Origin of the sequence: Dyadobacter sp. LHD-138 (assembly GCF_030929615.1) — a bacterium.
Taxonomy (GTDB): domain Bacteria; phylum Bacteroidota; class Bacteroidia; order Cytophagales; family Spirosomataceae; genus Dyadobacter.
The window spans coordinates 1-24,775 of record NZ_JAVFVU010000001.1 but is presented as its reverse complement, the minus strand read 5'-3'; the positions used below and the strand labels follow the sequence as shown (position 1 = coordinate 24,775).

The following is a 24,775-nucleotide window of genomic DNA, read 5'->3' as shown; positions in this document are numbered from 1 at the left end:
TTTTTCCGCCATCCGACGGGTAATGAAAAACCTCACCAACCCAGATTTTCGATAATATCTGAGGCAATCATCGCCGTTTTGGTCTTTTTGTCTGCCGCACGATCTCCTGCCAGTCCATGCTGATACACCCCTAGAATTGCCGCATTTTCCGGCGTGTAGTTTTGAGCCAGTAAAGCCGTTAAAATTCCGGTCAGCACATCACCACTTCCTCCTGTAGCCATTCCTGCATTTCCTGTCGAATTAAAATGAACATCCCCGTTTGCTAAAATAACGGCTGTGTATGCTCCTTTCAGGCAAATGATGACATTATGTTTCCGGGTGAAATTCCTCGCCAGTTCCAATCGTTCAAATTCATTGGCGCTGTCACCAGCCAGTCGTTGAAATTCTTTCGGGTGCGGGGATAAAATGGTTTGCGAAGGCAGTTTATCCAAAAGATCGGGATGTTTGGAAAGTATGTTCAGTGCATCTGCGTCAAGAATCAGCGGAACTTCTATTTTATCCAGCAATTCATCCAGCGTTCTGACTGTTAGGGGTTCTTGTCCGATACCGGGACCCATTCCTATGGCTGAATAAGAATCAAGTTCGGGCAGGGTCGTAATGTTTTTATCATGCGGGTCCACAGAAACCATCGCCTCTGGGAGTGAAATTTGCATGATTCCATATCCGCATTCCGGCAAATGAACAGTCAGTAGCCCAACGCCTGATCGCAGACATGCCCTCGCAGATAACACCGCCGCTCCGATTTTACCATAACTTCCCGCCAAAATCAAGGCATGGCCGAAAGTCCCTTTGTGAGAAAATTTTTTCCTTTTTTTGATCAACGCTTCGCCAGAAGACTTATCAGTAAAATAATAGGGCGTATCAGTTTGTTCGATGAATTTTGTATCCAGGCCGATATCCACAACACGCCAGTCGCCGGTGAATGCTGCATTTTGTGGCATCATAAAGGTTAGCTTAGGCAGTTGAAAAGTAACGGTATAATCGGGCGTGATAATGGCATCCGATTTGCCGTTTGGTTTGTCAACATACAGTCCGCTGGCGATATCTACGGAAACAACCGTGGCAGGTGCCTCATTGATGGTCTCAATCACTTCTTCAAGCAAACCGGTAACCGGACGTGATAATCCTGATCCAAGCAAGGCGTCAATAATGATCTGTTCGGCATTGAATTCAGGCATGGCATGCGATTCATAAATACTTTGCACCTGCAAGTGGTTCTCGATCAGTTTCAGGTTTTGCGTAAAATCATCCGACATTTTGTTTGTATATTCAATAACAAAAACACGGATGTGATAACCTTTGCTGCTTAAAATTCTGGCAATCGCCAGTCCGTCACCGCCATTGTTTCCCTTACCACAGAAAACAGAAATGGAATGACTGATATCGAAGCAGTTTGTAAACCATTTCACAAAAGCGTGCGAAGCCCTTTCCATCAGCTCAAAGGATGAGATCGGCTCGTTTTTTATCGTATGTGCATCCAGCGCCCGGATATGTTCTGCATTCAGTATTTTCATAATCTGATGATGATTTCTGATAAGGTATTCAGGGAATTATATTTTTTTGCCGAAGAACTTCATGCTAACAATACTATTTCACTGCAAAATAGTTACTTTTTGCTACATAAAATTAAGCTAACTCTTTCACATATTAATAATTAATCTTAGCTTTGCACTCGTTTTCGCAATAGCTGTTTTGAATGAAGGGGCGTCACCTCATCCGCTGGGAACTAGCTGCAATTATTTTAATCAATATATAAAGCATCGTCATGAGCGAACTTATTAAACTCGTAGAAGCTACGATTGAAAATCGTACATCCGAGTATCCTGTATTTAAATCAGGCGACACGATCAACGTACACGTAAAGATCAGAGAAGGTAACAAAGAGCGTATTCAGCAGTTTCAGGGAACGGTAATGCAACGCCGCAACCTAAGCTCAAGCGGTGAAACTTTCACGGTACGTAAAATATCTAACGGAATTGCTGTAGAACGTGTTTTCCCAATTCTTTCACCAAGTATCGCGAAAATCGAATTGATTCGTCGTGGTAAGGTGCGTCGTGCGCGTTTGTTCTTCTTACGCGGTCGTCAGGGTAAAGCCGCTCGTATTAAGGAGCTAAAAGTAGCGAAGGCATAAGATATTTTCTTCGGACGAAATTAAAAACCCTGCAAGAGAATCTTTTCTTTGCAGGGTTTTGTTGTTTGGGAGCGGTTGGTTATTAGCTGTTAGCGACTGGCTTTCTGCACCAGTAAAAACCAAATTATAGAATAACTTTCAAAATGCGATGTAGCTAACAGCTATTGGCTAATCGCTAACAGCTAATATGGAACTTCCTTTTTTTAAATATCAGGGTACAGGAAACGATTTTGTGATGATTGATAATCGCACAGGATTTTTTCCTTCTTCGCAGGAATTGATCGAGAAACTTTGCCACCGTCGCTTTGGTATCGGTTCGGACGGACTTATTCTTCTGGAAAATGCCGAAGGATATGATTTCAGGATGGTTTATTTCAATGCAGATGGCCGTGAAGGTAGTATGTGTGGAAATGGGGGGCGCTGTGCCGTTCGTTTTGCGCATGATTTGGGTCTGTTTGAAAAAACGACTTCATTCATTGCGGTGGACGGTCCGCATGAAGGGCTCGCTTCCGAGGATATCATTCGTTTGAAAATGGCACCGGTCAACGGTGTGGAAAGACATTCTGAGTATGATTTTATGAATACGGGATCTCCGCATTATGTTACTTATGTGGATGATATTCATGAAGCGCAGGTTGTTGAAATAGGTAAAGATGTTCGCTACGGTCCGGTATTTGGCCCGGTTGGCGGAACCAATGTTAACTTCGTTCAGCTTTTGGATGAAAACCACATCAGTGTAAGGACTTACGAACGTGGGGTAGAGGATGAAACGTATTCTTGCGGTACCGGTGTGACGGCCTGCGTTTTATCGGCGCATTTGCGTGAAGGCTGGAATGGTCCTGTGAAAGTGGAAACGCTCGGCGGGACTTTACAGGTTGACTACCAGGGAAAAGAAGATGGTAAATTCGATGACATTTATCTGATAGGACCTGCGGTGCGCGTTTTTGAAGGCAGCGTGACCATATAAAAGCCCACAAAAAGAATAAAACAAAAATCCCGGCTACAATCGTAACCGGGATTTTTGTTTGCTCGTTATTTCCTGAATCAGAAATAACCTGTATTTATTGTCCAACCTTACGGCCTTTCAATGTTTCGCGTTGGTTGTTAACCTGTTTTAACAAATCCTTGTTAACGAACAGGCGCGCTCCGTTTCCTGCCTGCAAGTCAAAAGTACGCTCCTTGTAACCGAATTTGTTATTCGGTAAAACGTCCAGGAAGTAATTCTGGCCGCTTAAATTGAACTGCATTCCTTTTTTGTCCTGCTGCGTGTCATCCCATGAAACATTGATGACCCCGTTGGCCGAGCCTAATGAAACACCCGGTGTGAAAGGGCGTACATTGATCGTCTGAATACTTTTTCCGTTGCTGATACTGATTTGTCCTTCCGGATTCACCTTGATATCATTCGGGTCAGATACTTCACGACGGATCGTTATGGCTTTGTCATTGAAAAACTGAACCTTGCTCAATGGAATTCCGGCGTTTTCCAGGTCATGGCGCAGGTCCTCAGTGAAAACGGTGTAGTTTGTAAATGGTATGGAGTTCGTGGTGGTACAAGCTGATACGCCAACGATAAGTGCCAGTCCGGCAAATAGTTTTTTAATTAGATTCATGGGTTGTAATTCGTGTTTCACTATTAACTAATTCTCAAAATCCTTACGATTATGCATTCATGTAGAGAACGCAATATTACTAAAAAGCCTTGCAGGAACCAACATAGAATATACATCTCTATTAATCGGAAGGTTGCTGACAATCTGTCAGACTTTTTTGGTGGTAATTCCTATTGGAACGCAAATTTTTATGTGGTATTGCAAACGAGAAAATAATTCTAAAATATAAATTCAATAAACATAAAAATTATGGAATCAGTGATTCAGGAAAAAGGAAATCTTAGCATTCACACCGAAAACATATTTCCGATTATTAAAAAATTCCTTTATTCGGACCACGAAATATTTTTACGAGAATTAGTTTCAAATGCCGTTGATGCCAGTCAGAAAATTAAAAAACTGGCTTCTTATGGAGAATTTAACGGAGAGTTGGGCGACTTAAAAGTGGTTGTTAAACTGGATAAAGAAGCTAAAACAATCACCATCAGTGATAATGGTATCGGTATGACTGCCGATGAAATAAAGAAATATATTAATCAGATCGCTTTTTCCGGTGCAACCGAATTTGTTGAAAAATACAAAGACAAAGGCGAGGATGGAAAAGGAGACAAAGGAATCATCGGACATTTTGGTCTTGGTTTCTATTCTGCTTACATGGTGGCAGATAATGTTGAAATCATTACAAAGTCTTACAAAGAAGGATCGGATGCTGTTCGCTGGATATGTGACGGATCGACAGAATACGAACTAACATCGGCGGAAAAGTCGGAACGTGGTTCTGATATTATTTTGCACGTCGCTGCTGATTCAGAAGAATTTTTGGATGAACACCGTTTGAGAGGCATTCTTGAAAAATATGGTAAGTTCCTGCCAATCGAAATTGAATTTGAGGATAAAATAATCAACAACCCGAGCCCGATCTGGACAAAAAATCCTTCAGACCTGACGGACGAAGATTATCTTGCTTTTTATAAAGAACTATATCCTTTCAGCGAGGATCCGTTGTTCTGGATCCATTTGAATGTGGATTACCCTTTCAACCTGACGGGTGTTTTGTATTTCCCGAAACTGAAAAATGATTTCCAGGGGCAGCGCGAAAAAATCCAGCTTTACAGCCGCCAGGTGTTCATTACAGATGAGGTAAAGGATATCGTTCCTGACTTCCTTCAATTGCTGCACGGTGTTATCGATTCTCCGGATATTCCATTGAACGTTTCAAGAAGTTATCTTCAGGCGGATGGAAACGTGAAAAAAATCAACGGGTACATCACGCGCAAGGTGGCTGATAAACTTTCAGAGATCTTTAAAAATGACCGTGAAGGATTTGAAAAGAAATTTGACGATATCGGACTTTTTGTAAAATACGGTATCATCAGCGACGAGAAATTCTATGACAAAGCGAAAGATTTCTGTCTGCTGAAAAATGTCGATGGTAAATACTTCACGTTTGAGGAATATCGTGAGACTGTTAAGGAAAACCAGACAGATAAAAATGATATGCAGGTTTGGTTGTATACAACCGACGAGAAAAAGCAGGATGCTTTTATTGAATCTGCAAAAAAACGCAGTTATGACGTGCTTTCATTGACGAGCGTTATCGATTCTCATTTCATCAATACTTTGGAGCAGAAGGTTGAAAAAGTGCAGGTTAAACGTGTCGATGCCGATACTCTGGATAAACTGATCGAAAAGGATATCACTTTGGAGAGCATCATCTCGAAAGATGAGGAAGAAAAAGCGCAAAAATTGTTTGAAGAAGTGGTAAGCAGCAAAGCGGGTACCGTTAAAATTGAAGCAATGCCTGTTGATGAATTGCCGGTGGTGATCACTTTCCCAGAATTTATGCGTCGTATGACGGATATGCAGGCGTCTTCAGGGCAGCGTTCCATGTTTGGGGACATGCCGTTGATGTACACCATTTCGGTGAATGCCAATCACCCGGTTTTGGGACGCATTCTTCAGACTGAAAGTGAAGATGACCAAAAGACATTGGCGAAACAGGTTTATGACCTTGCGTTATTGTCTCAGGGCCTGTTGACCGGAAAGGATCTGACACAATTCATTCAGCGCACCGTCGTGAGTCTTTAATTGAGCTTACGTTTTAAAACAAAAAATCCGCTCTCGTAATGGGAGCGGATTTTTGTTTGTAGGCAAATATTATTTTCGTCCGGCGATCAGTTTGTCCTTCAAAATTTGAAGATCATCCCATTTGCCTTCTTTGGCAAGTCTTGCCTGCTCAGGCCAGGTCGTTGGGTCATGCATCTGAAATCTCGGACCCGCATTTTTAAGAATGTGCGAGATCCTGATATGTGACGTGTTGGATAGCTGTTCGAAAGTATAAATACCTTCCTTATTGATCAATTCTTCAATTTTTGGTCCTATGCCCTCAACCTGCTGCAAATCATCAAACTGTGCCGGATCGATTTTTTTCGCCACAGGCTCAACAATGGGGTAGACAGTTTTGGATGCTTTGCCTACCATCGGTTCAGCGGATTTATATTCGAGTTTTTGAGAACGGCACGCTGCGAGTTCCAGCTTTCTTTCTTCTATGGATTCACGGAGTACTCGTATACGTCCATTGGCAATAAGCCTGGCTATCAGCCAGCCTATCAATGCTGCCGCAATCAGCAAAATCAATATTTCGGATATCGCGACAGGTCTGTTGAAGGGATTAATTTCTAAGAAAATCATCATGTGTCTGGTTATCTTAAGTAAAAAGATGAATCAAATTATTCTACTCGGCCTCCATTCAGTTCGTCCTGCCATGCTTGCAGTTCCTCCCAGTTTTCATTGGCGGCCAGTTCTGCCTGACGCGGCCAGGTAGCAGGATCATGAATTTGATAACGCGGATCCGAATTCACAAGAATTGCTGAGATTTGTTCCGGCGTTTTCTGACTTAGCTGACGGAATGAATAGATACCCGCGTCTTTAAGAACACTTTCTATTTTAGGGCCTATGCCTTCGATGACCTTGAAATCACTTTCCTGAACTTTTTGGTCCGTCAGAGGTAAAGAAGCTGCGGTGTTAGGAACCGAATTTGTGTGATTATTTGATTTTTCCATGACAATTTTCTGATCCTGGCAGTATTTCAGATCGCTGTCGAGTCTGGATAGTTCGTTTTCAAGGTCTGTTATGGTGCTCTTACCAGAAATATAGCCAATGATATATCCCAGAACGGCTGCAACGGCCAGCATCAGTATATGCTGCCATAATGCATCGGGGTTTGCAAGAGGATTTAATTCAAACATGTTACAAGGTGTTTAGTATGGATAAAAACTATTGGACCACAATGGTTACGCGACGGTTAGCACGTTTTCCTGCCGGCGTATCGTTGGGCGCTTTAGGCTCCGATTCACCTTTTCCGTCAGTAAGAATCCGGTCAGCAGGCATTCCAAGCGCTATAAATTTCGTTTTCACAATATTAGCTCTTTTCTTGGAAAGTGTGAGATTCCAGGCTTCGCTGTCATCGCTGTCGGTATGGCCGGTTAGCAGCAGTTTTTTATCTTTATGCTCAGCTATGAACTTTTTGGCCTCTTCAACAAATTTCTTGTTTTCATCCGTTTTGATGTATTCTGCACTCGCAGGAGGGAAATAAAGATCCATAGGCTTGAAGATACTCTCGTACTTTTGTTCATTAGCCAGGTCATTTTCTGTGGTGGCAATACGTTTGGCAAAAGTAAAGTCAATGCCGCCGCTCATGGAATCGGGACTGAAAACAAGGTCGTCCATTAATTTCCCGTTTAATACAAAAACAGAATCTGGCAAACCCTTGCTCATCAGATACGTTTTGATGCCCGCAGCCCGCGCGATACCTAAGTTCGGGAATGACGTGGTATTGGTTTCCTGTGAAGCGTACAAGCCGGTGATTGTAATGATTTTACCAGGATTTGCGGCGGCAAAAGAAGCCAGTGAATCAATCTCAGCCTTAACGGCGTTCATGTTGGCCTCAGCTCCGGATTTGGCAAAACCAAAGTTACCGGTCGATTGCAGGTTGAGCTCGGTTCCGTCTACAATCGTAAACGGCGTAATTGTCGGTGCGTGTGTATCGGTGTTTACCGTAGACGTTGAGAGTGGCGCATCGCAAAGCTGCTTGATTTTACAAACATGCCAGTAGGTTGATCCTCCCATCCAGCCAATAAGTAAAATCCACCATAGTGTTTTGTTGTTTGACATAAGTATTTAAGGATTAATTTATTAATGGACTGAAAAAAGTATATTCGGTCACATAAAATTAACCTTAAATTGTAATTTTCAAATAAATATTAATAAAAAAAGCCCCGGTGCTGATGCGACCGGGGCTTTCTCTGATTATCGGTTCATTGAAATTAAGAACTCTTCGTTGTTTCGGGTGCCTTTCATATGATCCAGCAGGAAGTCCATCGACTCCATGGCGTTCATATCCGACATGTGTTTTCTTAAAATCCAGACTTTTTTGAGTGTTTCTTTATCAAGAAGAAGATCTTCTCTACGTGTACCTGAAGCCATTACGTCAATAGCAGGGAATACGCGTTTGTTGGAAAGTTTACGATCCAGCTGAAGTTCCATGTTACCGGTACCTTTGAATTCTTCAAAGATAACTTCGTCCATTTTGGAACCTGTGTCGATCAGCGCCGTTGCGATGATGGTTAGAGAACCACCGTTTTCAACATTTCTGGCCGCTCCGAAGAAACGTTTAGGCTTATGCAATGCATTAGCATCAACACCACCGGATAATATTTTTCCGGATGAAGGAACAACTGTGTTATAGGCACGTGCCAGACGTGTAATAGAATCCAGAAGGATCACCACGTCGTGACCGCATTCTACCATTCTTTTTGCTTTTTCAAGAACAATGCTTGCAACCTTCACGTGGCGGTCGGCCTGCTCATCAAAAGTAGAAGCAATAACTTCCGCACGCACGCTGCGTTGCATATCTGTAACCTCTTCCGGACGTTCGTCAATCAGAAGGATCAGCAAAAATACTTCCGGGTGGTTACGGGTGATCGCATTGGCAATTTCTTTCAGAAGAACGGTCTTACCCGTTTTAGGCTGGGCAACGATCATTCCACGCTGTCCTTTTCCGATCGGAGCAAACAAATCCAGGATACGTGTTGAGTACTGATCCGGACGTCCGCTCAATCTTAAGCATTCTTCAGGGAAAAGTGGCGTAAGGTATTCAAAAGGAATACGGTCTCTGATTTCTTCTGTGGTTTTGCCGTTGACCGTTTCAACCCGCAGCAGTGCAAAATATTTTTCTCCTTCTTTCGGCGGGCGGATCTGACCTTTTACAGTATCACCGGTTTTAAGGCCAAATAATTTGATTTGAGAAGGCGATACATATATATCATCCGGACTTGCCAGATAGTTGTAATCAGCAGATCTAAGGAATCCGTAGCCGCCATCCTGCATGATTTCCAAAACGCCTTCATTGATAATAAGTCCGTCAAATTCACGTACGTAATTATTATAGTTGCGTTTGATCTTGTTGGAAGGATCCTCTCTTGGCAGAGAAGGTTGGTTGGCTTGAGGAGTATTTCTCTCCGGGGTTTCTCCTTGTTGTTGCGCCGGTTTTTCTTCGTTGGCAGCAACAGCGGTATTTTCAGGCGTTTCGGTATTGTCCGCCTGGCTGGCAGTTTCATTTGAAATCGCATTTTCAGCAGCCGGAGCAGCTTCTTCACGTCCAAGATCTTCCAATGTGTCTTCATCAGAATCAAGATCGGTCGCCGAATCTATATTTTTAGAAACGGTATCTCTTTTTGGCGTGTCAAAGCGCTTGCCAGGTTTCTCGAAATTTTTCGCCGGTGTTTCACGTCTTGCCGGAGCCTCACGTCTCGCGGGTGTTGCACTGGCTATCGGATCAGCGGAAACAGGTTCTTCACTGGAAGTGTCGGGGACCTCAGCAGCCTTTGGCGCCGTGTCAAAAAGAGGTGCAGATGCCGCTGTGTCGGAAAGAATATCTTTCCTCGGTTTTCCGGTCCTTACATTTATAGGTTTCACAGGTATAGCAGTTTCGTTAACTACTGTACGTCGTGCTCTTTTCTTCTTAGGTTCATCGCCTTCGGGAGCTTCTGCCTCGCTGGCTTGTTCAAGTTCCTGTTGTGCGATAATTCTAGATACTAGTTCTTTTTTAGGAAGTTTGGCATAGTCCTGAATGCCGTTTTTTCCTGCTATTTCTTTCAGCTCAGATAGGAGCTTAAGGTTCAATTCATCAATTGTAAGCATACAGAAAATATACAGTAAAGATAAACTTTACCAGATGATTAATGGGATAGTGAATTTAGATGGAAAATGATGGGAGAACGCAGCTCTCGGGTCACGTAATGGTCATTGGTGCGTGATGTGTGTTTTTCTTGTACGAGTCTAGGGTGAAAGACTTTACAATCAGGTAAATTAATATAGATCAACTGGAAAAGTTGCAATTTATTGAAAAATGAAGTGTGGAAAATGGGTTCTTAGATCACTTTTTTTCGCCAGTTTAGAGAGCTAACGAACGCTGGATGCACTTGGATAGTAAAGGGGTTTACTACCATTGAAACGAAGGTACAAAAGTGTTTTGTTAAAAACAAATTCTGCGGGAATCAATTTTCATGATTTGAATAAATATTTTTTTACGGATATATATCGCGACTGTCTTTCATGGAATGTTAGTATTTCTCCCAAGAAAAGAAGACTTTTGTGGGAATATGAATATTGTAGTAGATTCCGGGAATACCTACGCGAAAATTGGCTGGTTCTCAGGAGATAGTTTAATTCGTTATCAAACGAGGCTGAGTTTTCCGGAACTTATTCAGTTGATAAAATCGGAATTGCCGGAACGTATCATGTATTCGTCGGTAAGCCGTTCTGCCGCGGATTTTCTGAAAGCACTGGGCGAAGATATTCCGGTGCTGAATTTAACGGGGGAAACATCGGTGCCGATCGTGAAAAATTACCTGACACCAGCCACATTAGGAGCAGACAGGGTTGCGGCCGCAGCGGGTGCCAACTGGATGTTTCCAAAAGAGGATGTACTGGTCGTGGACATGGGAACGTGTATCACCTACGACCTTGTGGAAGGGAACGGTACTTTTCAGGGCGGATTAATTTCTCCGGGTGTTCGGATGCGGTTTAACGCACTTCATACGTTTACTAAGAGACTCCCGTTGTTTGAACCTGAAAATGATCCCGAATTGATAGGGAAAAGCACGAAGGAAGCTATTCAAAGTGGCGTTATGAATGGTGTACTTGCGGAGATAGAAGGAATAATTGAAAGATACCGTCACAAAATGCCGCATTTACGCGTAGTTATCTGTGGCGGGGATGTGCCTTTTTTTGAAAGTAGCCTGAAACCGCCCATATTTGCAGTGCCGGAATTGGTATTAATTGGACTGAACAGAATTTTAATATATAATGTCGCTTTACAATAGAATAGGATTACTCACGATAGCAATTACGCTCGGATGCAATTGTTCGGTCTTAATATCAAAGGTTAATGCACAGGGATTGGGGAACTCTCCATATTCTTCTCTGGGTTTAGGAGAGCTTTATAGCGACGCATTTACTGGATCTTCCGGGATGGGCCAGTCCGGGGTCAGTACCGCAAACAGTTTTGAAATTAATAATCTTAACCCGGCTTTATGGGTGAGAAATAAATTTACAACACTGGATTTCGGGGTCGTTGGACAATATAAAAAGATTGAATCCGGATCGGCCCGGCAAACCAACGGCGGCGGAAATCTGGGTTATGTGGCTTTGTCTTTCCCGGTTGCCAGCAGGTGGACGCTGGGTGTAAGTATCAAACCTTACAGTTTTACCGATTTCTCCAATAAGTCGTCTAAAATTATTGCAGGAACACCAATTTACGCGGATTATTACAATTCAGGGAAAGGCGGAATTAATAAAGTTTCGATTACCAATGCGGTTCAGATCGGGAAATATTTGAGCCTTGGTCTTGAGAGTTCTTACATTTTTGGCAATGTGCGTAAAGCTTCGGAGGCTGCCATTGGTGACGGAACGGATTACCTTGCCAGTGTTAATGATCGTACGACTTACAATGATATTGCTTTCAAGGGTGGGGCTGCGTTGAGAATTCCCATTAAAAAGAATAACAAACTTAACCTGAATGTGGGTGGTGCGTACAGCTTAGGAACCAGGATCAATGCGGTTAATACCGTTTCATTTGAACTTACCCAGTCGTCGTTCCCGGTCATTGAGCCTGATACATTGGTCAATAAAAGGAATGGTTCGGTAAAACTTCCTGCCCAGTACCAGGTTGGATTTAGCTTTGAATGGCCATATAAGCTGACACTTTCAGCCGATTACAGCCACGAATCATGGACCGATTACAGAAGTTTTGGCAGCTCTGACCCAAAAAATGGTTTGAGCGACGTGGACCGCATGCATTTGGGCGTTGAATATACACCGCGCTTCGGTTCATTGAGTTACTTTGACAATGTCCGTTATCGTGCGGGATTCAGTACAGGAAACACACCTTACGTGGTTAAGGAAAACAATATTAAAGACACCAATTTCAGTCTTGGGTTTACTTTCCCAATGGGCCGTGGTTACCAGAACTTTGTTTCTCTTTCCTTCATCGGAGGTCAGCGTGGCGTGATGGGTACCGGCATGATCCGCGAACGTTATGGAAAGGTAGCGCTCGGATTAACGCTGAGAGAGAGTTGGTTTCAAAAACAAAAAATCGACTAAGAAAGCCGACCTATACGTATGTTAGGTATTAAAAATATATGTAGTTTAATACAAAAAGGAGATAAATTCTTATCTCCTTTTTGTATTCTGGTCGTTGCGGGAATTTTATGCATGGCCTGTGAACCCAACAAGGATAAAGTTGGTAAGCCCTATACCGGTCCCGTTGAAATTGTCAATGGCGTGGATGTGAAATACAGCGAGCAGGGAATTTTAAAGGTGATCATGAAAACACCCAAACGACTGCGCTATCAGAACGAAGATATCGTGTTTCCAGATACGGTAAATATTAATTTCTATGATCCGACGGGCAGCATGGTAATCACCCGTTTACGTGCAGATTCCGGGCGTTTTGATCCGCGCAAGAATGTTTATCTGGTAAAAGGGAACGTTCGGGTCGTGAAATCAGAAACGAAGGAAATATTGACTACAACCGAACTCAGCTGGAGCCCGGATACGCGGAAAGTGTTCACCGAAAAATTCGTGTCGGTAAGAAATTCCGTTACCAACGATGTGGTGAATGGCAAGGGAATGGATGCCGAACAGGATTTTTCACATATAAAATTCCCGAATGGCACCTTTAAAATGAAGTTCAAAGAACTCTAGTGTTTTCGGCAGCTTTCCAATGCTTTGATAACCGTCTCAGTGGGGGTGTAGACACTGTCCTTTCCCCATTTCATGTTGACGTAGGTTATAATTTCAGCAATTTCCAATTCTTTTAGCGCAGCATTTGCAGGCATGGGCCTGCTGAAAGCCTTGCCGTTCACGATAATCGTATCCTTCATACCATTTTTGATAACACAGGACATAGCAATTTTGTCCTGTATCATTTTGGATCCAACCAGCGGGGGATATAAGTTCGCCATTCCTTTTCCGTCGGCCTGGTGGCAATTGGCGCAATTTGTAGTATACAGCTGATAGCCTTCTGCAAAATACTGTTCACTTTTGAGCTCCTCAGCACTTTGGCATGAAAAGGCTGCGAAAGCGGTAATAAAAAATAATGCTTTTTTTATCATTACGCTGAATGTCCGGAGACAAACTATTTTTTGTACTCTTCTAATAAAATTTTCATGTCCTTCAGTAGTTTCTGGGTTCCTTCTTCGGTGGTTCCGTCGTACATACCGCGGATATATTTGTCTTTGTCAATCAGAATGAATGCGCCGCTGTGAAGGAATCCTCCTTCGGCGGTTTTGTCTTCCTGGGCAGCAGATAAGTAGCTTTTTTGACCGATGGCATAAATATTTTCCTTCGGGCCAGTCAGAAACTGCCATTGATCGCCTTCAATTCCCAGATCTTTTGCAAAGGTATTTAAGACCTTTGGCGTGTCATGTTCAGGATCAATGGTATGGGAAAGGATCATCACGTCAGGGTTTCCCTTAAACTCATTATATACTTTGGTCATTTGTCTTTTCATAACCGGACAAATGGTAGGGCAGGAGGTGAAGAAAAAGTCAGTTACGTAGATCTTCCCCTCTACAATTTTTTCCGTAACGGTATCTCCGTATTGATTCGTAAAGGAAAAAGGAGGGATTTGGTTGTAAATGGTATCCACTACATCTTTTCCGTCAACCTTTTTTGTCACCCAGTCACGTTCGCCAAGTATTGGTAATTTTTTCTTTTCGCCGTTGCAACTCCACAATGTCAATGCTGTGATCAGCAAGACAACTGCTGTACCGTAAATTTTTTTGTACTGTAAATCAAACATGTTCTTTTAATCTAAAAATGATTTCGCTTCCTGTATTGTTCTGGAAGTAATTTCTTTAACCTCAATAATCTTACTTTTCTGGCTCTCGAAATAGATGATTGCATCAGCTGCTTTAAGCTTTTTCGCAGAGTCGCCACGGTAGGCATGCATCCAGTCCATCATCAATTTATCACAATCGTTTAGTTTCTGATTAATTTCAGTCGCTTTCATACGCTCTTCCGCCAGATTATTTCCGGCCACACCCTCATTTTGAAGACTATCCATACGCATAATTTTTTTGGACAGCTTTGACTTTAGCGTCATGATATCGTCCATTTGCGGCATTACCTCGTCATGAATCTGCATCACTTCGTTTTCGAGCTCCAATACTCTGTCGGCATCTGTATTGCAGGAAAAAAGCAAAATGCTTATCCCAAGTGCAAGTATGTATTGTTTCATAATTTATGTGGGTTGTTCATGGTGGCTAATCAATTAGCCTTTAAAATCATTTCACGGGCATTATTAATGACAGACTCGGTAGGGTTGTGGCCGCCGATCATCTGGGCAATTTCCATCACGCGCTCATCAATCGACAATTTCTTAATCTTACTGACTGTTTTTTCCGACGAATGATCTTTGTATACAAAATAGTGTGCCTTTCCGCTACTTGCGATCTGGTGTAAATGCGTGATGGCAATAATCTGGTGATTGTCTGACATTTTGATCATCATCTTGCCCATCTTTTTGGCAATTTCTCCGGAAACACCGGTATCGATTTCGTCAAAAATAATGGTCGGAAGTTTACGTTTATCGGCAAGAATATACTTGATGACCATCATCAGGCGGGAAAATTCTCCCCCCGAAGCTACCTGCCGCAGTTCCTGTAAAGCCAATCCTTTATTGCCGCTGAAAAGAAAAGCGATCGAGTCGATTCCTTCACTGGATGGCTGTGTTTCGGTAATTTGTATGGATAAAGATGCGTTCGGTATACCCAGTTCGATAAGGCGTTCAATGATCAGGGACTCTATCGTTTTAATCACCTTGTGCCGCTCTTTTGACAAAGCCTGAGCACTTTTAAGCATGATTTCTTCCGTTTTGGAAACCAACTTTTGCGCCTTGGCTAACGATTCGTCAAGATTCAAAACGGTCCCCACTTTTTTACCCAGCTCGTCGAAAATACCGATAAGCTCGTCGATGGTTGAAGCATGGTGCTTTTTTTGCAGCTGATAGATTAAATCCAGGCGCTCACGTACCAGCGCTGTTCGGCCTTCGTCAATATCGACCGAAGAACTGATCGTATCAATTTCATCAGCCAGGTCACGTAATTCTATCAGACTGCTTTGCGCTCTTTCGCGTAGGGGCTCATAGGCAGGTACAAGCCTGCTGGCCTGTGTAATGGACGAAACGGCACTTTTTAAAAACTCAAGGATAGAGTTTTCCGGATTGTCAAGATAGGTATAGGCCAACTGAAGACGTTCCCGGATCTCAACGGCATTTTCAAGTATAGTCAGTTCCTGTTCAAGCTGATTCTGCTCGCCACTCTGAAGGCCGGCATTGCTTAACTCCTGATATAAAAACTGATCGTAATCGAACGCTTTCCTGAGCTGAACTGCTTCATTTTTCAAAGCTTCGTAAGCCCGCGCAGCGTCTCTATAGGCGTTAAAGTTTTTACGATAAGCATGGAGCAACCCGAAATTTTCTGCGTAGGTATCGACGACCTGCAACTGAAATTCGTTACTTCCCAGCAAAATCGAATCGTGCTGCGAGTGAATATCCAGCAATTGACCGCTGATTCTTTTTAGTGTATCCAGGTTAACGGGGGTATCGTTTATAAAAGCTCTGGATTTTCCGCCAACCGAAATTTCTCTCCGAACAATACATTCTTCCGCAAAATCAAGATTTTCTTCTTCGAAGTTAGGGGAAAGATCATAGCCGGAAAGATCGAAGCTGCCCTCAATTACGCACTTTTCGTTAGGATCATAAAGCGATTTTATATCGGCGCGGTTACCAAGCAAAAGCCCAATTGCACCGAGCATAATCGATTTACCTGCACCCGTTTCACCCGTAATAATATTCAGACCTGGATCAGGCGACATTTCCAGTTGCTTGATCAGGGCGTAATTTTTAATAAGTAAATTTGAAAGCATGCCTTATGTAAGCAGATTGTCAACGTTGGTAAAACCCGGTCACGGTTCAAGGTGGTACGGATTCGACTTTGACACGAATATAGCTATGTTATCGTCAAATAGGAAACACAAGTAGTTCTTTAATGCGATGCCCCGTCAATTGCCCGAACAAACAGTGATTTAAAGCTTGCTTTGTGCATCGTAAACTACTTCATAAAGATCGTGGATCGCGAATTTATGGCTATGTTGCCTGGTGTCCGACATCGTTAAATATTCATTTGTCACCGAAACTAGCTTCCCGAAATAGGTCTTTCCCGTTTGTGATATTGCATTAAGCTCCACACCTTTTAACTTTTCAAGTTCTTGAAAAATATTTCCGGAATTAATTCGAACCAGGCGTTTACCCATGTGTTTGTGTTGAATAACTAAATGAAAATTTGAATGGGTTTATTGTGTCAGTCTTTGATAAAGCTGGGTTTTTGAAGGGTCGAGATTAACCAGAATAGACTGTGCCGCCTTCTTTTCTTCTGGCGTAGCTTCTTTCATGATCTGGAAAATTTCGTCGGATTTCGAGTCAAAAAATGAATTCACGACCACGCTGCCGGGCCGTAATTGCGCTACTGCTTTGATTGAGTTCAACAAATCCAGTGTTTTTGTGCGGGTCTGCGCCGGGTTTTGCGTGGCAACATCCAGTCCCTGACGATAGTAGTTATAAAGACTTTCTCTAAAAAGAATAAACTGCTGACTCATCAGGTTTTCGATAAGCCAGTATCTGTTACGAGAATCCGCACTTTTACGCTGGTCCCAGCCTTTTGCCGCCGTAGGCGCACCGGACGCGAGATTGGCCAGATTAAATGCTTTTTGAAGATAAGGTGTTCCGCCAAGATTACTGAATGAATCGAAATCAAATATCAGGGCTGTGTAGGCGTAAAATGCTAAAATATAAGGTAGTTCGTCCGTGTAACTGTTTTCGTTGAAATACAACTGCGTGGTTGGTAGGTAATTAAATGAAAAGTTTCTATCTACGAAACTGAACAACACCGTTTCATAACTGGCATTGAAAACTGGGCGGGCAATGATCAGCTGAGCGGTTCCTTCGAAAGTTCCCTGGGTCACAGAGCGGGTCAGGTTGATGTTCAGTTTACACTTGATCCTTTCGTCTTTGGAAAAAGTCTCTTTGGTCCAGCTCGTATTGTTCAAAAAATCACTGATGTAGGATTGCAGTTTGGTCATCGACTGCGGGTCCGTTTTTTGCTGTGCAACCAGCTGATCATAGTTAAGGCTCACCGTAAATTGCAATTCCTGGGCAGATGCTGTTCCGGAAAAAAAGCCGGCCAAACCTAAAAAAAGAATGATAAATCTTTTCATGCTTCGCTCCATTTATTCAGAATAATATTTAAAATATCTTGTGCTACCTCATGTTTTGATTTCAGAGGGAAATGCTGAACATTTTCCAGCTTATCAATAACGGTAATTTTGTTGGTATCGTGTGCAAATCCCGATCCGGCATCATTGAGTGAATTCAGGATAATATAGTCAAAGTTTTTGCGACGTAATTTGTCTTTTGCATGTTCCAGCTCATTTTCCGTTTCGAGCGCGAAACCGACAAGCAACTGACCGTCTTTTTTTTGAAGACCTAATGTGCCGGCAATGTCACCGGTTTTGATCAGGTCCAGCTTCATTTCATTTCCCTGCTTTTTTATTTTTTGATCGGCCACCCGGGCAGGTGTATAATCGGCGACTGCTGCTGAGAAAATAACCACATCATTTTCGGAAAAATATTCCTGTGTTTTATCGAGCATTTGTTTAGCCGTTTCCACATTAACCCGTTTGATCGTCTCATCTGGTGTCGGCAGATTTGTGGGACCACTGATCAGTGTCACCTGGGCGCCAGCCTGGGCAAAGGCTTTTGCAAGGGCATAGCCCATCTTTCCGGAAGACCGGTTGCTGATATACCGAACGGGATCTATGGGTTCGGCCGTGGGGCCTGCCGTTATCAGTACTCTCTTTTTGGCGGCGACAGTTTTTTTTGCAAAATGAGCGATCAGGTCAGCTGTAATTTTTTCAGGCTCAGCCAGCCGGCCTTCTCCAATTAATCCACTGGCAAGTTCGCCATATTCGGCCTCAATAATCCGGTTGCCAAAATTGATAAGCGTATTCAGGTTATGCCGCGTTGACGGATGGCGATACATGTCAACATCCATGGCCGGGGCAAAAAATACCGGACAGCGTGCGGAGAGGTAAATAGCTGTCAATAAATCATCACAGTTGCCCGTAGCACATTTGGAGAGCGTTCTGGCCGTGGCGGGGGCTATTACCATCATGTCGGCCCATAATCCCAGGTCCACATGGTTATTCCAGGTCCCGTTTTCAGATTGTGTAAATGCGCTGTAAACAGGGCGTTTGGATAATGTTCCGAGGGTTAGGGGCGTGATAAACTGTTGTGCAGTGTCAGTCATGACAACCTGAACTTCCGCTCCTTCTTTCACGAGCAATCTGACAAGTAACGCAGATTTATAAGCCGCTATGCTGCCTGAAACACCAAGCAATATTTTTTTGCCTTTCAGATCCAACCTTTTAAATGCAGAAGCACGTTTATTTTTATGATAGAGCGTTTTTTATGACAGGCGTTTTACCAGTCCATTTGCCGTAATACGATTCCTGGTAAAGCAAAACCAGTCGTAAGAACAAAATTAATGTTTACGACTGGTTTTTATGTAAAAGAATAATGAGAAATTATTCCTCAGAAGTATCTCTGTAGCTATGATAAGTTTTTCCGTCGATAAACTCGTCGATAGCAATACTGCCTGCTTTAGGCATACGCTCGTAAAATTTAGAAATTTCAATCTGCTCACGGTTTTCAAAAACCTCTTCCAGATTGTCAACTCCCGAAGCAAACTCAGCAAGCTTGTTATTGAGTTCCTCTTTCATTTTGCTGGATATCTGACGCGCTCTTTTTGAGATTACCGATACCGACTCATATAAATTCCCTGTTACGTCAGCTATTTTGTCCGTATCGCGGGTAATGATGGATGGATTCGTTGCCATGCTTACTTTGATGATATAGTTAAAAATCTTTATATATTGACTGGCTCGCCGGTCATGTTAATTTTGCTTTTGATCCGTGCTGTTAGATGCTGTAACCTTTGTCGGCTTCGTGCCGGAATCCGGTTGAGCTTCCAATAGTTTCTGACGCTCTTTTTCGGCTTGTGCAAGAACTTCCAGTTGTTTTTGGCTGTCATCGTACATTTTTTCTGCGTTACTCAGGTATTTGCCAGTCGGATATTTATCCACCATTTCCTTGTAAAACTTGATGACGTCAAGATATCTGTCTTTCTGTTTTAAAATAAAACTATTGCTCGCTAAATTGTACTGCGACTCAACTTTCAGAAATGCCAGTTCTTCATTAAATTTAGAATCAGGGAAATCTTTACGGAAATTGTCAATTGAGATTACCGCTGCTTTAAGTGACATCGGGTTGAACTCACTGATCTTATAATATAGCTTCGCTTTGTCGTAAGCTTTTAGTTCAAGTTTTTCACGCAGTTCAAGAATGTATTTAGTACACTCATCCCTAAATGTACTTTGCGGATACGTGTTGATGAAATCCTGCATCGCAGAGATCGCCGTGAAAGTACTGGCCTGATCTAAATTGTGCGGGGCAGAATCTTTATACAGAGAAAAAGCATGCATATACAATGCCTCCTGAGCGAAATCACTTCTTGCATAAGTATCGTAAAACTTCTTAAACAAAAACTGGCTCGTATTGTATTGGCCCTGCTGATATTGGGTATAAGCATAATAAAACTGTGCCAATTCTGACTCATTACTACCTTTAAGCAAAGGTATAAGTTCTTCAAACAGAAGACCGGACCGATAGAAGTCACCCTTCTTATAGTAGGTCATCGCGGCATCATACTTCTGCTGGTCTGTACCAGTCTTCTGTAATTTGGAAAACTTACTACAGGAAGTAATTATAAGTACGGCAAAAAATAGCAAGAAATAACTTGCACGGTTGTTTTTTAGCATATAGCTGCAAAGATAATAAAAAAAAGCTACATCATCCTTAACGAATGCGCAGCTAATAATAGTATTGTTGAAAATCTATTGTTGATGGCGTACGAGCATTTTTTTTGTTGCTACTTTTTTGCCGTCCAGCGCCAATTGGTAGAAGTATAACCCGGTTGACATCTCACGCGTGTTGATCCGGAGCTTACTTTCGTTTTTCGAAAGAGAATATTCCTGCATCTGAGAGCCCAGTACATTATAGAAAATCAGTTTGGCGTCTCTTATTTCGGAAGACATGGCATAATCCACCTCAGCGTATTCACTCGCAGGGTTGGGGTAAATATTGGATACTGTTATTTTATCATTGGAATAAAGCTGCTCTTCTGTACGAACGCTGCTTTCCGCCACGGGATTGCGTTTTTCGACCGTTTTTTCAACCGGTTCGGATTGAATTACAGCGGTACTTTCAGTAGCGGAAGTATTAGAAAACAGAAGTGTTCTATAAAAATTATTCAAAGCCATCGGCTTTTGAAGAGACAACGGTTTGTAGTTTAATACAGCAGGCACATTTGAAAACTTCAGGTCTCCCGCAGGTATTGATTTCTTTTTAGGCGTTAAATTTAAGCGGCTACCGTTCGCGACGGTTTGGGCTTGGATTCCGGTCCAGGCAAAGAATGTGCATATTATTAAATAAAGTACAGTTTTTTTCATAGCAATAATTCGTAATACTTTTATCAACTCCTACTAGCCTCATTCAAAAGTACTTTACAAAAATATAGAGAAAAATTTGGAACTTCAAAATATATTGTGCGAATGGGCGTTTTTATTTTTAAGTGTAAAATAATCGTGCCTGAATCGCTTGAAATACTTAAATAAAGCGGATTATTCGAGCCATAACGTTTTTTTCTTCGTCGGTTTGTCTGAAACACGCCAGTTAAAGCCATCCAACTGTCTTTCGATGGGTTTAATTTGTCGGGGTGGTATCAATCTTCCGTCTGGTTTACCGATAAACGCGATCCTGTTTACCTTGTTGTCGACAAAAAGAAGGTTCATTTTTCCACACTCTACACGGTTCAGTCCAATCATTTTTTCTTTATCATCAATTGCATAATAAGCGCTTTCGCCATTGCCGTCTACCAGCACCTGCCGGAGTTTGCTTTCGGCTGCAAAATATGCATTGATCGTTCTTCCTTTCACCTGATTATACTGATGTACAAGTGTGTCTTCCGTGATTACAAAAGCCTTGCTCCTCAATAGTATCCGGTTAATCGCATTATTTACCAAAAAAGCACTGATCGTGTCACCTTCCATCTGATAATGCTGATTGCTCCACAAGATCGGTTTCTTGAAAAACAAAATCGTGGAATCAGCGGTATTATAACTCACAGAATCACATTTTCCCTGAAAATCAGACTTATAAATAAAAACATTTCTGTCTCCAACGAGTCTGCGCGTACTATCTTTTAGATTTTCAAAAGAGTACAAGGTGTCAGCTCTGATGTACAATGTGTCATTTGAAACAACATTTCTGACATAAGCACGCCCGTAAATTTTCGAAAAACCTTCTGCTTTTCTGTAAAATCCGTGGTCACCGTTGAGAATTGTGTTATCTTTTTTTGCAACGATCACCACATTTCCTTTTCCCTGTCCATTGTTTTTTTGTCCGTCAACAAAAAGTGAATCGGCCGTTAGGGTATAGGTGTCATTGTCGACGGTTGTCCTGGTTTTAAAAACCGATTCACCCGTCAGTGAATTGTACTGACCTTTTTTACTCAAAAGCGTTCCGTCTTTGTTCACAATTTTGCTTGGACCATTAAAATACGCCCACTTTGTGACGGAGTTATAGAGTAAAGTATCGGTAGTCAGCGTATATTTTTTATTTACCAGTTTTACTTTGTTGTAATAGGTAAAATCCTTCGTATTGGTGTTGTAAAAACCTTCATTGCTGGTCAGGACATTTTCGGCATCGACGGTACGTCCCGGGACTTTATAATTGGCAATCCCGTTTGCCATATCGTATTCGATTCTCCGGGTGGTTAGTGTGCTTTTTTTGTCTTTCAAAACGGCTTTTCGTCCGCTGACAATCGCCAACCGGCTATTACCGTAATAATGCAGCGTATCTCCGGTCACCGTGATCGTGTCCCCCTGTACGATCCTGACATTTCCGTAAGCTTCAATGATATTTGTGCTGACATTTTGAATGGCCAGATCGCTATACAAAAGCGCGCCCTTGTGCTTGAAAATCCCATGGGTCACCCGACGGCTGTCTATACCATTTTCACTGATCAGTTCAAGTTCGTCAGATTTCAAAAGCTCCACAATATCGGTTGCTGGTCCGGCTTGCGCAGCCGGATTTACTCTCTGGGCCATAAGATACGGCGAGGTAAACAGTAAGGCAAAGAACGTCAGTCTTGTTATATGGTCTTTGATTGATATGACGCACAAAAGTTTAAAAGGGTTGCAAAGTTTTATAAATATTTTTTTCTTCATCTTGCTATGGTTTCTTTTACCTTTGAAATGAGGACTATTGCCTCATTTGTCGTGTTCCGGGTAAAAGAGATCTGTTGATATGTTCGGCAAAATTACATCAAATACAACGCTTCATGTTATGTTGGAGGCTTTTTTAACTTTTATTAACCAACAAAAACTGGATATTGCCGGAAAGTCGACACTTTTGACTGTCAGCGGCGGGATGGATTCCGTGGTTTTGGCACATTTATTTCACCGCGCCGGGTTTTCTGCCGGCATTGCCCATTGTAATTTTGGTCTGAGAGGAGAGGAGTCGGAAGGGGACGAATTATTTGTCAGAAATCTCGCTGCATCATACGGATTCCCATTTTTCGTAAAGAAATTGGCAGCGAAAGATTATGCACATGCGCAGGGCATATCGACCCAAATGGCTGCCAGAGATTTGCGTTACGACTGGTTTGAAGAAATCAGATCCACAAATCATTATGAAACGATAGCGACAGCCCATCATGCCGGAGATTCTTTTGAGACGGTGATCTTAAATCTGGTTCGTGGTACGGGTTTGGCTGGATTGCACGGGATTGCCGTTCAGAATAATAAATTAATCAGGCCGTTGCTTTTTGCTTCAAGAGATGAAATCAGGCAATACGTGAGCGATTATCAGCTGGCCTGGCGGGAGGATAGTTCCAATGCAAGTCATTATTACAAACGAAATCTGGTTCGGCACGAAGTGATTCCGGTTCTTAAAAAGATTAATCCTTCATTGGAAACGACTTTTAAGACAACAAGTCAACGATTAAAATCTGCTGAGGTGTTATTGGAAGGTTTTTTGCAAACCTGGCAGAAGGAAGCGGTAAAAAAGGTTGGCGAAGATTTATACATATCGATTGAAGTTTTGGCTGCTGCACCGGAACCTGCATACCGGCTTTGGTTTATTTTGCAGCATTCCGGATTTAGCTATCATCAGGCTGAGGAGATATATAAATCGGCCAAGGGTTTATCGGGTAAAATATTCCATTCGGCTTCCCACAGCGTTTTGAAAGACCGGGAGGTGTTTATTCTTACGAAAAAAAAGAGGGATAGTCCTGAGGGAAATTTAGTCATTGAAGCTTATGAAGGACTTTATCAGCATGGGTCGATCGTTTTAAATGTCAAGAAGCAAACCTGGTCGACAGATTCTCAGCTGGAAGTAAATGCAAACCGGGCCTATTTTGATTCGGAAAGACTAATATTTCCACTGACCGTCCGGAACTGGCAGACAGGAGATCGTTTTTGCCCGCTTGGGATGAAAGGGAAAAGGAAAAAAGTGAGTGATCTGCTCATTGATTTAAAATTGAACATAAATCAAAAGCAAAAAGTGAAAGTGCTGCTGAACGGCAACGGAGATATCCTTTGGATCATTGGGTTTAGAACAGATGATCGTTATAAAATTGAAGACTTGACAAAGACGGTAGTAATCGTGAGTAAAGCCGTAATCGGGGATTGAAAGATTGGGAAATATTGATTTTTTGGAAAAAAAATCAATGGACTAAATCTCTGTAAAGTAGCTATTTAGGTGTTTGAAGCGTATTTTTTGAATCTTTTTTCAAAAAATATTTTCTCTCAATAGTTGTATGTAAACATTTTTTTTCTACCTTTGCACCATGATTCGGATACGCCGAAGCACACAGAGAGATGGCAGAGTGGTCGAATGCGGCGGTCTTGAAAACCGTTGTAGGGTAACCTACCGGGGGTTCGAATCCCTCTCTCTCTGCAGGTGAGCCTTAATTGGACGTAATCGCAAATAAAACCACATATGCAAGTATGTGGTTTTCTTGTTTTTAGACCAATTTACTTCAACAATTCACCTCAGGTTACGGCACAGGTTACGTGGAAAAATTGGGATCAAGCTGAAAAGTTGGGGGGAATGAAATAAATTATTTGCTTTGTAGCCCGAACCAATCCCGTTTGTGTTGAACGAATCTTATCAAGCCTTAGTCCGTATCCTTTTGCCAGAAGGCATCCTTGAATATTTCGAGCTTACCAAAATTGTGGAGTCTATTCCTGGCTTGAACATCTACCTTGAAGAGAAAAATATTGCTCC

Annotated in this window: 24 protein-coding genes and 1 tRNA gene; 8 read left to right on the top strand and 17 right to left on the bottom strand. The window is 42.3% G+C overall.

Annotated elements, in window-relative coordinates; translation table 11 throughout:
* Positions 1–32: 32 nt before the first annotated feature.
* Positions 33–1,514 carry an NAD(P)H-hydrate dehydratase gene (locus RB622_RS00125; protein WP_308044435.1) on the bottom strand — a complete coding sequence of 494 codons (1,482 nt, stop codon included), beginning with the start codon at positions 1,512–1,514 and terminating at the stop codon, positions 33–35.
* A gap of 251 nt (positions 1,515–1,765) precedes the next feature.
* Between RB622_RS00125 and rplS the strand changes: the two genes are divergently transcribed.
* Both rplS and dapF read left to right on the top strand, forming a co-directional pair.
* On the top strand, positions 1,766–2,131 hold the full coding sequence (gene rplS / locus RB622_RS00120; protein WP_254411048.1) for a 50S ribosomal protein L19: 366 nt from the start codon (positions 1,766–1,768) through the stop codon (positions 2,129–2,131).
* Positions 2,132–2,318: 187 nt separating this feature from the next.
* Positions 2,319–3,098 (top strand): diaminopimelate epimerase, encoded by a 780-nt coding sequence (dapF, locus tag RB622_RS00115; protein WP_308044434.1) that lies wholly within the window; start codon positions 2,319–2,321, stop codon positions 3,096–3,098.
* Positions 3,099–3,192: 94 nt separating this feature from the next.
* Here dapF and RB622_RS00110 read toward each other — a convergent pair whose 3' ends face one another.
* Positions 3,193–3,744 carry a hypothetical protein gene (locus RB622_RS00110; RefSeq protein ID WP_308044433.1) on the bottom strand — a complete coding sequence of 184 codons (552 nt, stop codon included), beginning with the start codon at positions 3,742–3,744 and terminating at the stop codon, positions 3,193–3,195.
* A 249-nt stretch (positions 3,745–3,993) separates the two neighbouring features.
* On the opposite strand from RB622_RS00110, the gene htpG reads away from it, so the two are divergent.
* On the top strand, positions 3,994–5,832 hold the full coding sequence (gene htpG, locus RB622_RS00105; RefSeq protein WP_308044432.1) for a molecular chaperone HtpG: 1,839 nt from the start codon (positions 3,994–3,996) through the stop codon (positions 5,830–5,832).
* Between the two features lie 69 nt (positions 5,833–5,901).
* Here htpG and RB622_RS00100 read toward each other — a convergent pair whose 3' ends face one another.
* From RB622_RS00100 to rho, 4 genes are all read right to left on the bottom strand, one after another.
* Positions 5,902–6,438: a hypothetical protein gene (locus RB622_RS00100; RefSeq protein ID WP_308044431.1), complete on the bottom strand. Its 537-nt coding sequence runs from the start codon at positions 6,436–6,438 to the stop codon at positions 5,902–5,904.
* A 35-nt stretch (positions 6,439–6,473) separates the two neighbouring features.
* Positions 6,474–6,992: a hypothetical protein gene (locus tag RB622_RS00095; RefSeq protein ID WP_308044430.1), complete on the bottom strand. Its 519-nt coding sequence runs from the start codon at positions 6,990–6,992 to the stop codon at positions 6,474–6,476.
* Positions 6,993–7,020: 28 nt separating this feature from the next.
* Positions 7,021–7,917 (bottom strand): OmpA family protein, encoded by an 897-nt coding sequence (locus tag RB622_RS00090; protein ID WP_308044429.1) that lies wholly within the window; start codon positions 7,915–7,917, stop codon positions 7,021–7,023.
* 135 nt (positions 7,918–8,052) lie between these two features.
* Positions 8,053–9,945 (bottom strand): transcription termination factor Rho, encoded by a 1,893-nt coding sequence (rho, locus tag RB622_RS00085; protein ID WP_308044428.1) that lies wholly within the window; start codon positions 9,943–9,945, stop codon positions 8,053–8,055.
* Between the two features lie 461 nt (positions 9,946–10,406).
* On the opposite strand from rho, the gene RB622_RS00080 reads away from it, so the two are divergent.
* The 3 genes from RB622_RS00080 (at position 10,407) to lptC (ending at position 13,011) form a co-directional block, all read left to right on the top strand.
* On the top strand, positions 10,407–11,129 hold the full coding sequence (locus RB622_RS00080) for a type III pantothenate kinase (RefSeq protein WP_308044427.1): 723 nt from the start codon (positions 10,407–10,409) through the stop codon (positions 11,127–11,129).
* A gap of 76 nt (positions 11,130–11,205) precedes the next feature.
* Positions 11,206–12,408: a hypothetical protein gene (locus RB622_RS00075; protein WP_308044426.1), complete on the top strand. Its 1,203-nt coding sequence runs from the start codon at positions 11,206–11,208 to the stop codon at positions 12,406–12,408.
* A gap of 18 nt (positions 12,409–12,426) precedes the next feature.
* Entirely contained in the window at positions 12,427–13,011 is a 585-nt protein-coding gene (lptC, locus tag RB622_RS00070) for an LPS export ABC transporter periplasmic protein LptC (protein ID WP_308044425.1), read from the top strand.
* On the opposite strand, the gene RB622_RS00065 is transcribed toward lptC, so the two are convergent.
* The 11 genes from RB622_RS00065 to RB622_RS00015 form a co-directional block, all read right to left on the bottom strand.
* Complete coding sequence (locus RB622_RS00065) at positions 13,008–13,421, bottom strand: cytochrome c (protein ID WP_308044424.1); 414 nt, start codon at positions 13,419–13,421, stop codon at positions 13,008–13,010. The genes lptC and RB622_RS00065 overlap by 4 nt on opposite strands.
* A gap of 23 nt (positions 13,422–13,444) precedes the next feature.
* Positions 13,445–14,110 (bottom strand): SCO family protein, encoded by a 666-nt coding sequence (locus tag RB622_RS00060; RefSeq protein ID WP_308044423.1) that lies wholly within the window; start codon positions 14,108–14,110, stop codon positions 13,445–13,447.
* A gap of 6 nt (positions 14,111–14,116) precedes the next feature.
* Positions 14,117–14,548 (bottom strand): viral A-type inclusion protein, encoded by a 432-nt coding sequence (locus RB622_RS00055; protein WP_308044422.1) that lies wholly within the window; start codon positions 14,546–14,548, stop codon positions 14,117–14,119.
* A 29-nt stretch (positions 14,549–14,577) separates the two neighbouring features.
* Positions 14,578–16,236 carry a DNA repair protein RecN gene (gene recN, locus RB622_RS00050; protein WP_308044421.1) on the bottom strand — a complete coding sequence of 553 codons (1,659 nt, stop codon included), beginning with the start codon at positions 16,234–16,236 and terminating at the stop codon, positions 14,578–14,580.
* A gap of 159 nt (positions 16,237–16,395) precedes the next feature.
* Complete coding sequence (locus RB622_RS00045) at positions 16,396–16,623, bottom strand: hypothetical protein (RefSeq protein ID WP_308044420.1); 228 nt, start codon at positions 16,621–16,623, stop codon at positions 16,396–16,398.
* A gap of 39 nt (positions 16,624–16,662) precedes the next feature.
* The gene (locus RB622_RS00040; protein ID WP_308044419.1) at positions 16,663–17,583 is read right to left on the bottom strand and encodes a DUF4835 family protein; all 921 of its coding nucleotides are present in this window, start codon (positions 17,581–17,583) and stop codon (positions 16,663–16,665) included.
* Positions 17,580–18,788: a bifunctional phosphopantothenoylcysteine decarboxylase/phosphopantothenate--cysteine ligase CoaBC gene (gene coaBC, locus RB622_RS00035; RefSeq protein ID WP_308044418.1), complete on the bottom strand. Its 1,209-nt coding sequence runs from the start codon at positions 18,786–18,788 to the stop codon at positions 17,580–17,582. The genes RB622_RS00040 and coaBC overlap by 4 nt, the downstream gene beginning before the upstream one ends.
* Before the next feature lie 163 nt (positions 18,789–18,951).
* A complete protein-coding gene (locus RB622_RS00030) occupies positions 18,952–19,263 on the bottom strand; it encodes a DNA-directed RNA polymerase subunit omega (RefSeq protein ID WP_308044417.1) in 312 nt (103 codons plus the stop codon).
* 57 nt (positions 19,264–19,320) lie between these two features.
* The gene (locus tag RB622_RS00025) at positions 19,321–20,244 is read right to left on the bottom strand and encodes an outer membrane protein assembly factor BamD (protein ID WP_308044416.1); all 924 of its coding nucleotides are present in this window, start codon (positions 20,242–20,244) and stop codon (positions 19,321–19,323) included.
* A 75-nt stretch (positions 20,245–20,319) separates the two neighbouring features.
* The gene (locus tag RB622_RS00020) at positions 20,320–20,934 is read right to left on the bottom strand and encodes a T9SS type A sorting domain-containing protein (protein ID WP_308044415.1); all 615 of its coding nucleotides are present in this window, start codon (positions 20,932–20,934) and stop codon (positions 20,320–20,322) included.
* A 171-nt stretch (positions 20,935–21,105) separates the two neighbouring features.
* Positions 21,106–22,593: an OstA-like protein gene (locus RB622_RS00015; RefSeq protein ID WP_308044414.1), complete on the bottom strand. Its 1,488-nt coding sequence runs from the start codon at positions 22,591–22,593 to the stop codon at positions 21,106–21,108.
* Positions 22,594–22,831: 238 nt separating this feature from the next.
* On the opposite strand from RB622_RS00015, the gene tilS reads away from it, so the two are divergent.
* Complete coding sequence (gene tilS / locus RB622_RS00010) at positions 22,832–24,178, top strand: tRNA lysidine(34) synthetase TilS (protein WP_308044413.1); 1,347 nt, start codon at positions 22,832–22,834, stop codon at positions 24,176–24,178.
* A 182-nt stretch (positions 24,179–24,360) separates the two neighbouring features.
* Positions 24,361–24,445: transfer RNA gene (locus tag RB622_RS00005), tRNA-Ser, on the top strand.
* Positions 24,446–24,775: the final 330 nt, after the last annotated feature.

What these genes read in the sequence shown, in the direction of transcription:
- RB622_RS00125 (WP_308044435.1), bottom strand. Translation starts at nt 1,514, where the DNA reads ATGAAAATACTGAATGCAGAACATATCCGGGCGCTGGATGCACATACG.
- rplS (WP_254411048.1), top strand. Translation starts at nt 1,766, where the DNA reads ATGAGCGAACTTATTAAACTCGTAGAAGCTACGATTGAAAATCGTACA.
- dapF (WP_308044434.1), top strand. Translation starts at nt 2,319, where the DNA reads ATGGAACTTCCTTTTTTTAAATATCAGGGTACAGGAAACGATTTTGTG.
- RB622_RS00110 (WP_308044433.1), bottom strand. Translation starts at nt 3,744, where the DNA reads ATGAATCTAATTAAAAAACTATTTGCCGGACTGGCACTTATCGTTGGC.
- htpG (WP_308044432.1), top strand. Translation starts at nt 3,994, where the DNA reads ATGGAATCAGTGATTCAGGAAAAAGGAAATCTTAGCATTCACACCGAA.
- RB622_RS00100 (WP_308044431.1), bottom strand. Translation starts at nt 6,438, where the DNA reads ATGATGATTTTCTTAGAAATTAATCCCTTCAACAGACCTGTCGCGATA.
- RB622_RS00095 (WP_308044430.1), bottom strand. Translation starts at nt 6,992, where the DNA reads ATGTTTGAATTAAATCCTCTTGCAAACCCCGATGCATTATGGCAGCAT.
- RB622_RS00090 (WP_308044429.1), bottom strand. Translation starts at nt 7,917, where the DNA reads ATGTCAAACAACAAAACACTATGGTGGATTTTACTTATTGGCTGGATG.
- rho (WP_308044428.1), bottom strand. Translation starts at nt 9,945, where the DNA reads ATGCTTACAATTGATGAATTGAACCTTAAGCTCCTATCTGAGCTGAAA.
- RB622_RS00080 (WP_308044427.1), top strand. Translation starts at nt 10,407, where the DNA reads ATGAATATTGTAGTAGATTCCGGGAATACCTACGCGAAAATTGGCTGG.
- lptC (WP_308044425.1), top strand. Translation starts at nt 12,427, where the DNA reads ATGTTAGGTATTAAAAATATATGTAGTTTAATACAAAAAGGAGATAAA.
- RB622_RS00065 (WP_308044424.1), bottom strand. Translation starts at nt 13,421, where the DNA reads ATGATAAAAAAAGCATTATTTTTTATTACCGCTTTCGCAGCCTTTTCA.
- RB622_RS00060 (WP_308044423.1), bottom strand. Translation starts at nt 14,110, where the DNA reads ATGTTTGATTTACAGTACAAAAAAATTTACGGTACAGCAGTTGTCTTG.
- RB622_RS00055 (WP_308044422.1), bottom strand. Translation starts at nt 14,548, where the DNA reads ATGAAACAATACATACTTGCACTTGGGATAAGCATTTTGCTTTTTTCC.
- recN (WP_308044421.1), bottom strand. Translation starts at nt 16,236, where the DNA reads ATGCTTTCAAATTTACTTATTAAAAATTACGCCCTGATCAAGCAACTG.
- RB622_RS00045 (WP_308044420.1), bottom strand. Translation starts at nt 16,623, where the DNA reads ATGGGTAAACGCCTGGTTCGAATTAATTCCGGAAATATTTTTCAAGAA.
- RB622_RS00040 (WP_308044419.1), bottom strand. Translation starts at nt 17,583, where the DNA reads ATGAAAAGATTTATCATTCTTTTTTTAGGTTTGGCCGGCTTTTTTTCC.
- RB622_RS00030 (WP_308044417.1), bottom strand. Translation starts at nt 19,263, where the DNA reads ATGGCAACGAATCCATCCATCATTACCCGCGATACGGACAAAATAGCT.
- RB622_RS00025 (WP_308044416.1), bottom strand. Translation starts at nt 20,244, where the DNA reads ATGCTAAAAAACAACCGTGCAAGTTATTTCTTGCTATTTTTTGCCGTA.
- RB622_RS00020 (WP_308044415.1), bottom strand. Translation starts at nt 20,934, where the DNA reads ATGAAAAAAACTGTACTTTATTTAATAATATGCACATTCTTTGCCTGG.
- RB622_RS00015 (WP_308044414.1), bottom strand. Translation starts at nt 22,593, where the DNA reads ATGGCCCAGAGAGTAAATCCGGCTGCGCAAGCCGGACCAGCAACCGAT.
- tilS (WP_308044413.1), top strand. Translation starts at nt 22,832, where the DNA reads ATGTTGGAGGCTTTTTTAACTTTTATTAACCAACAAAAACTGGATATT.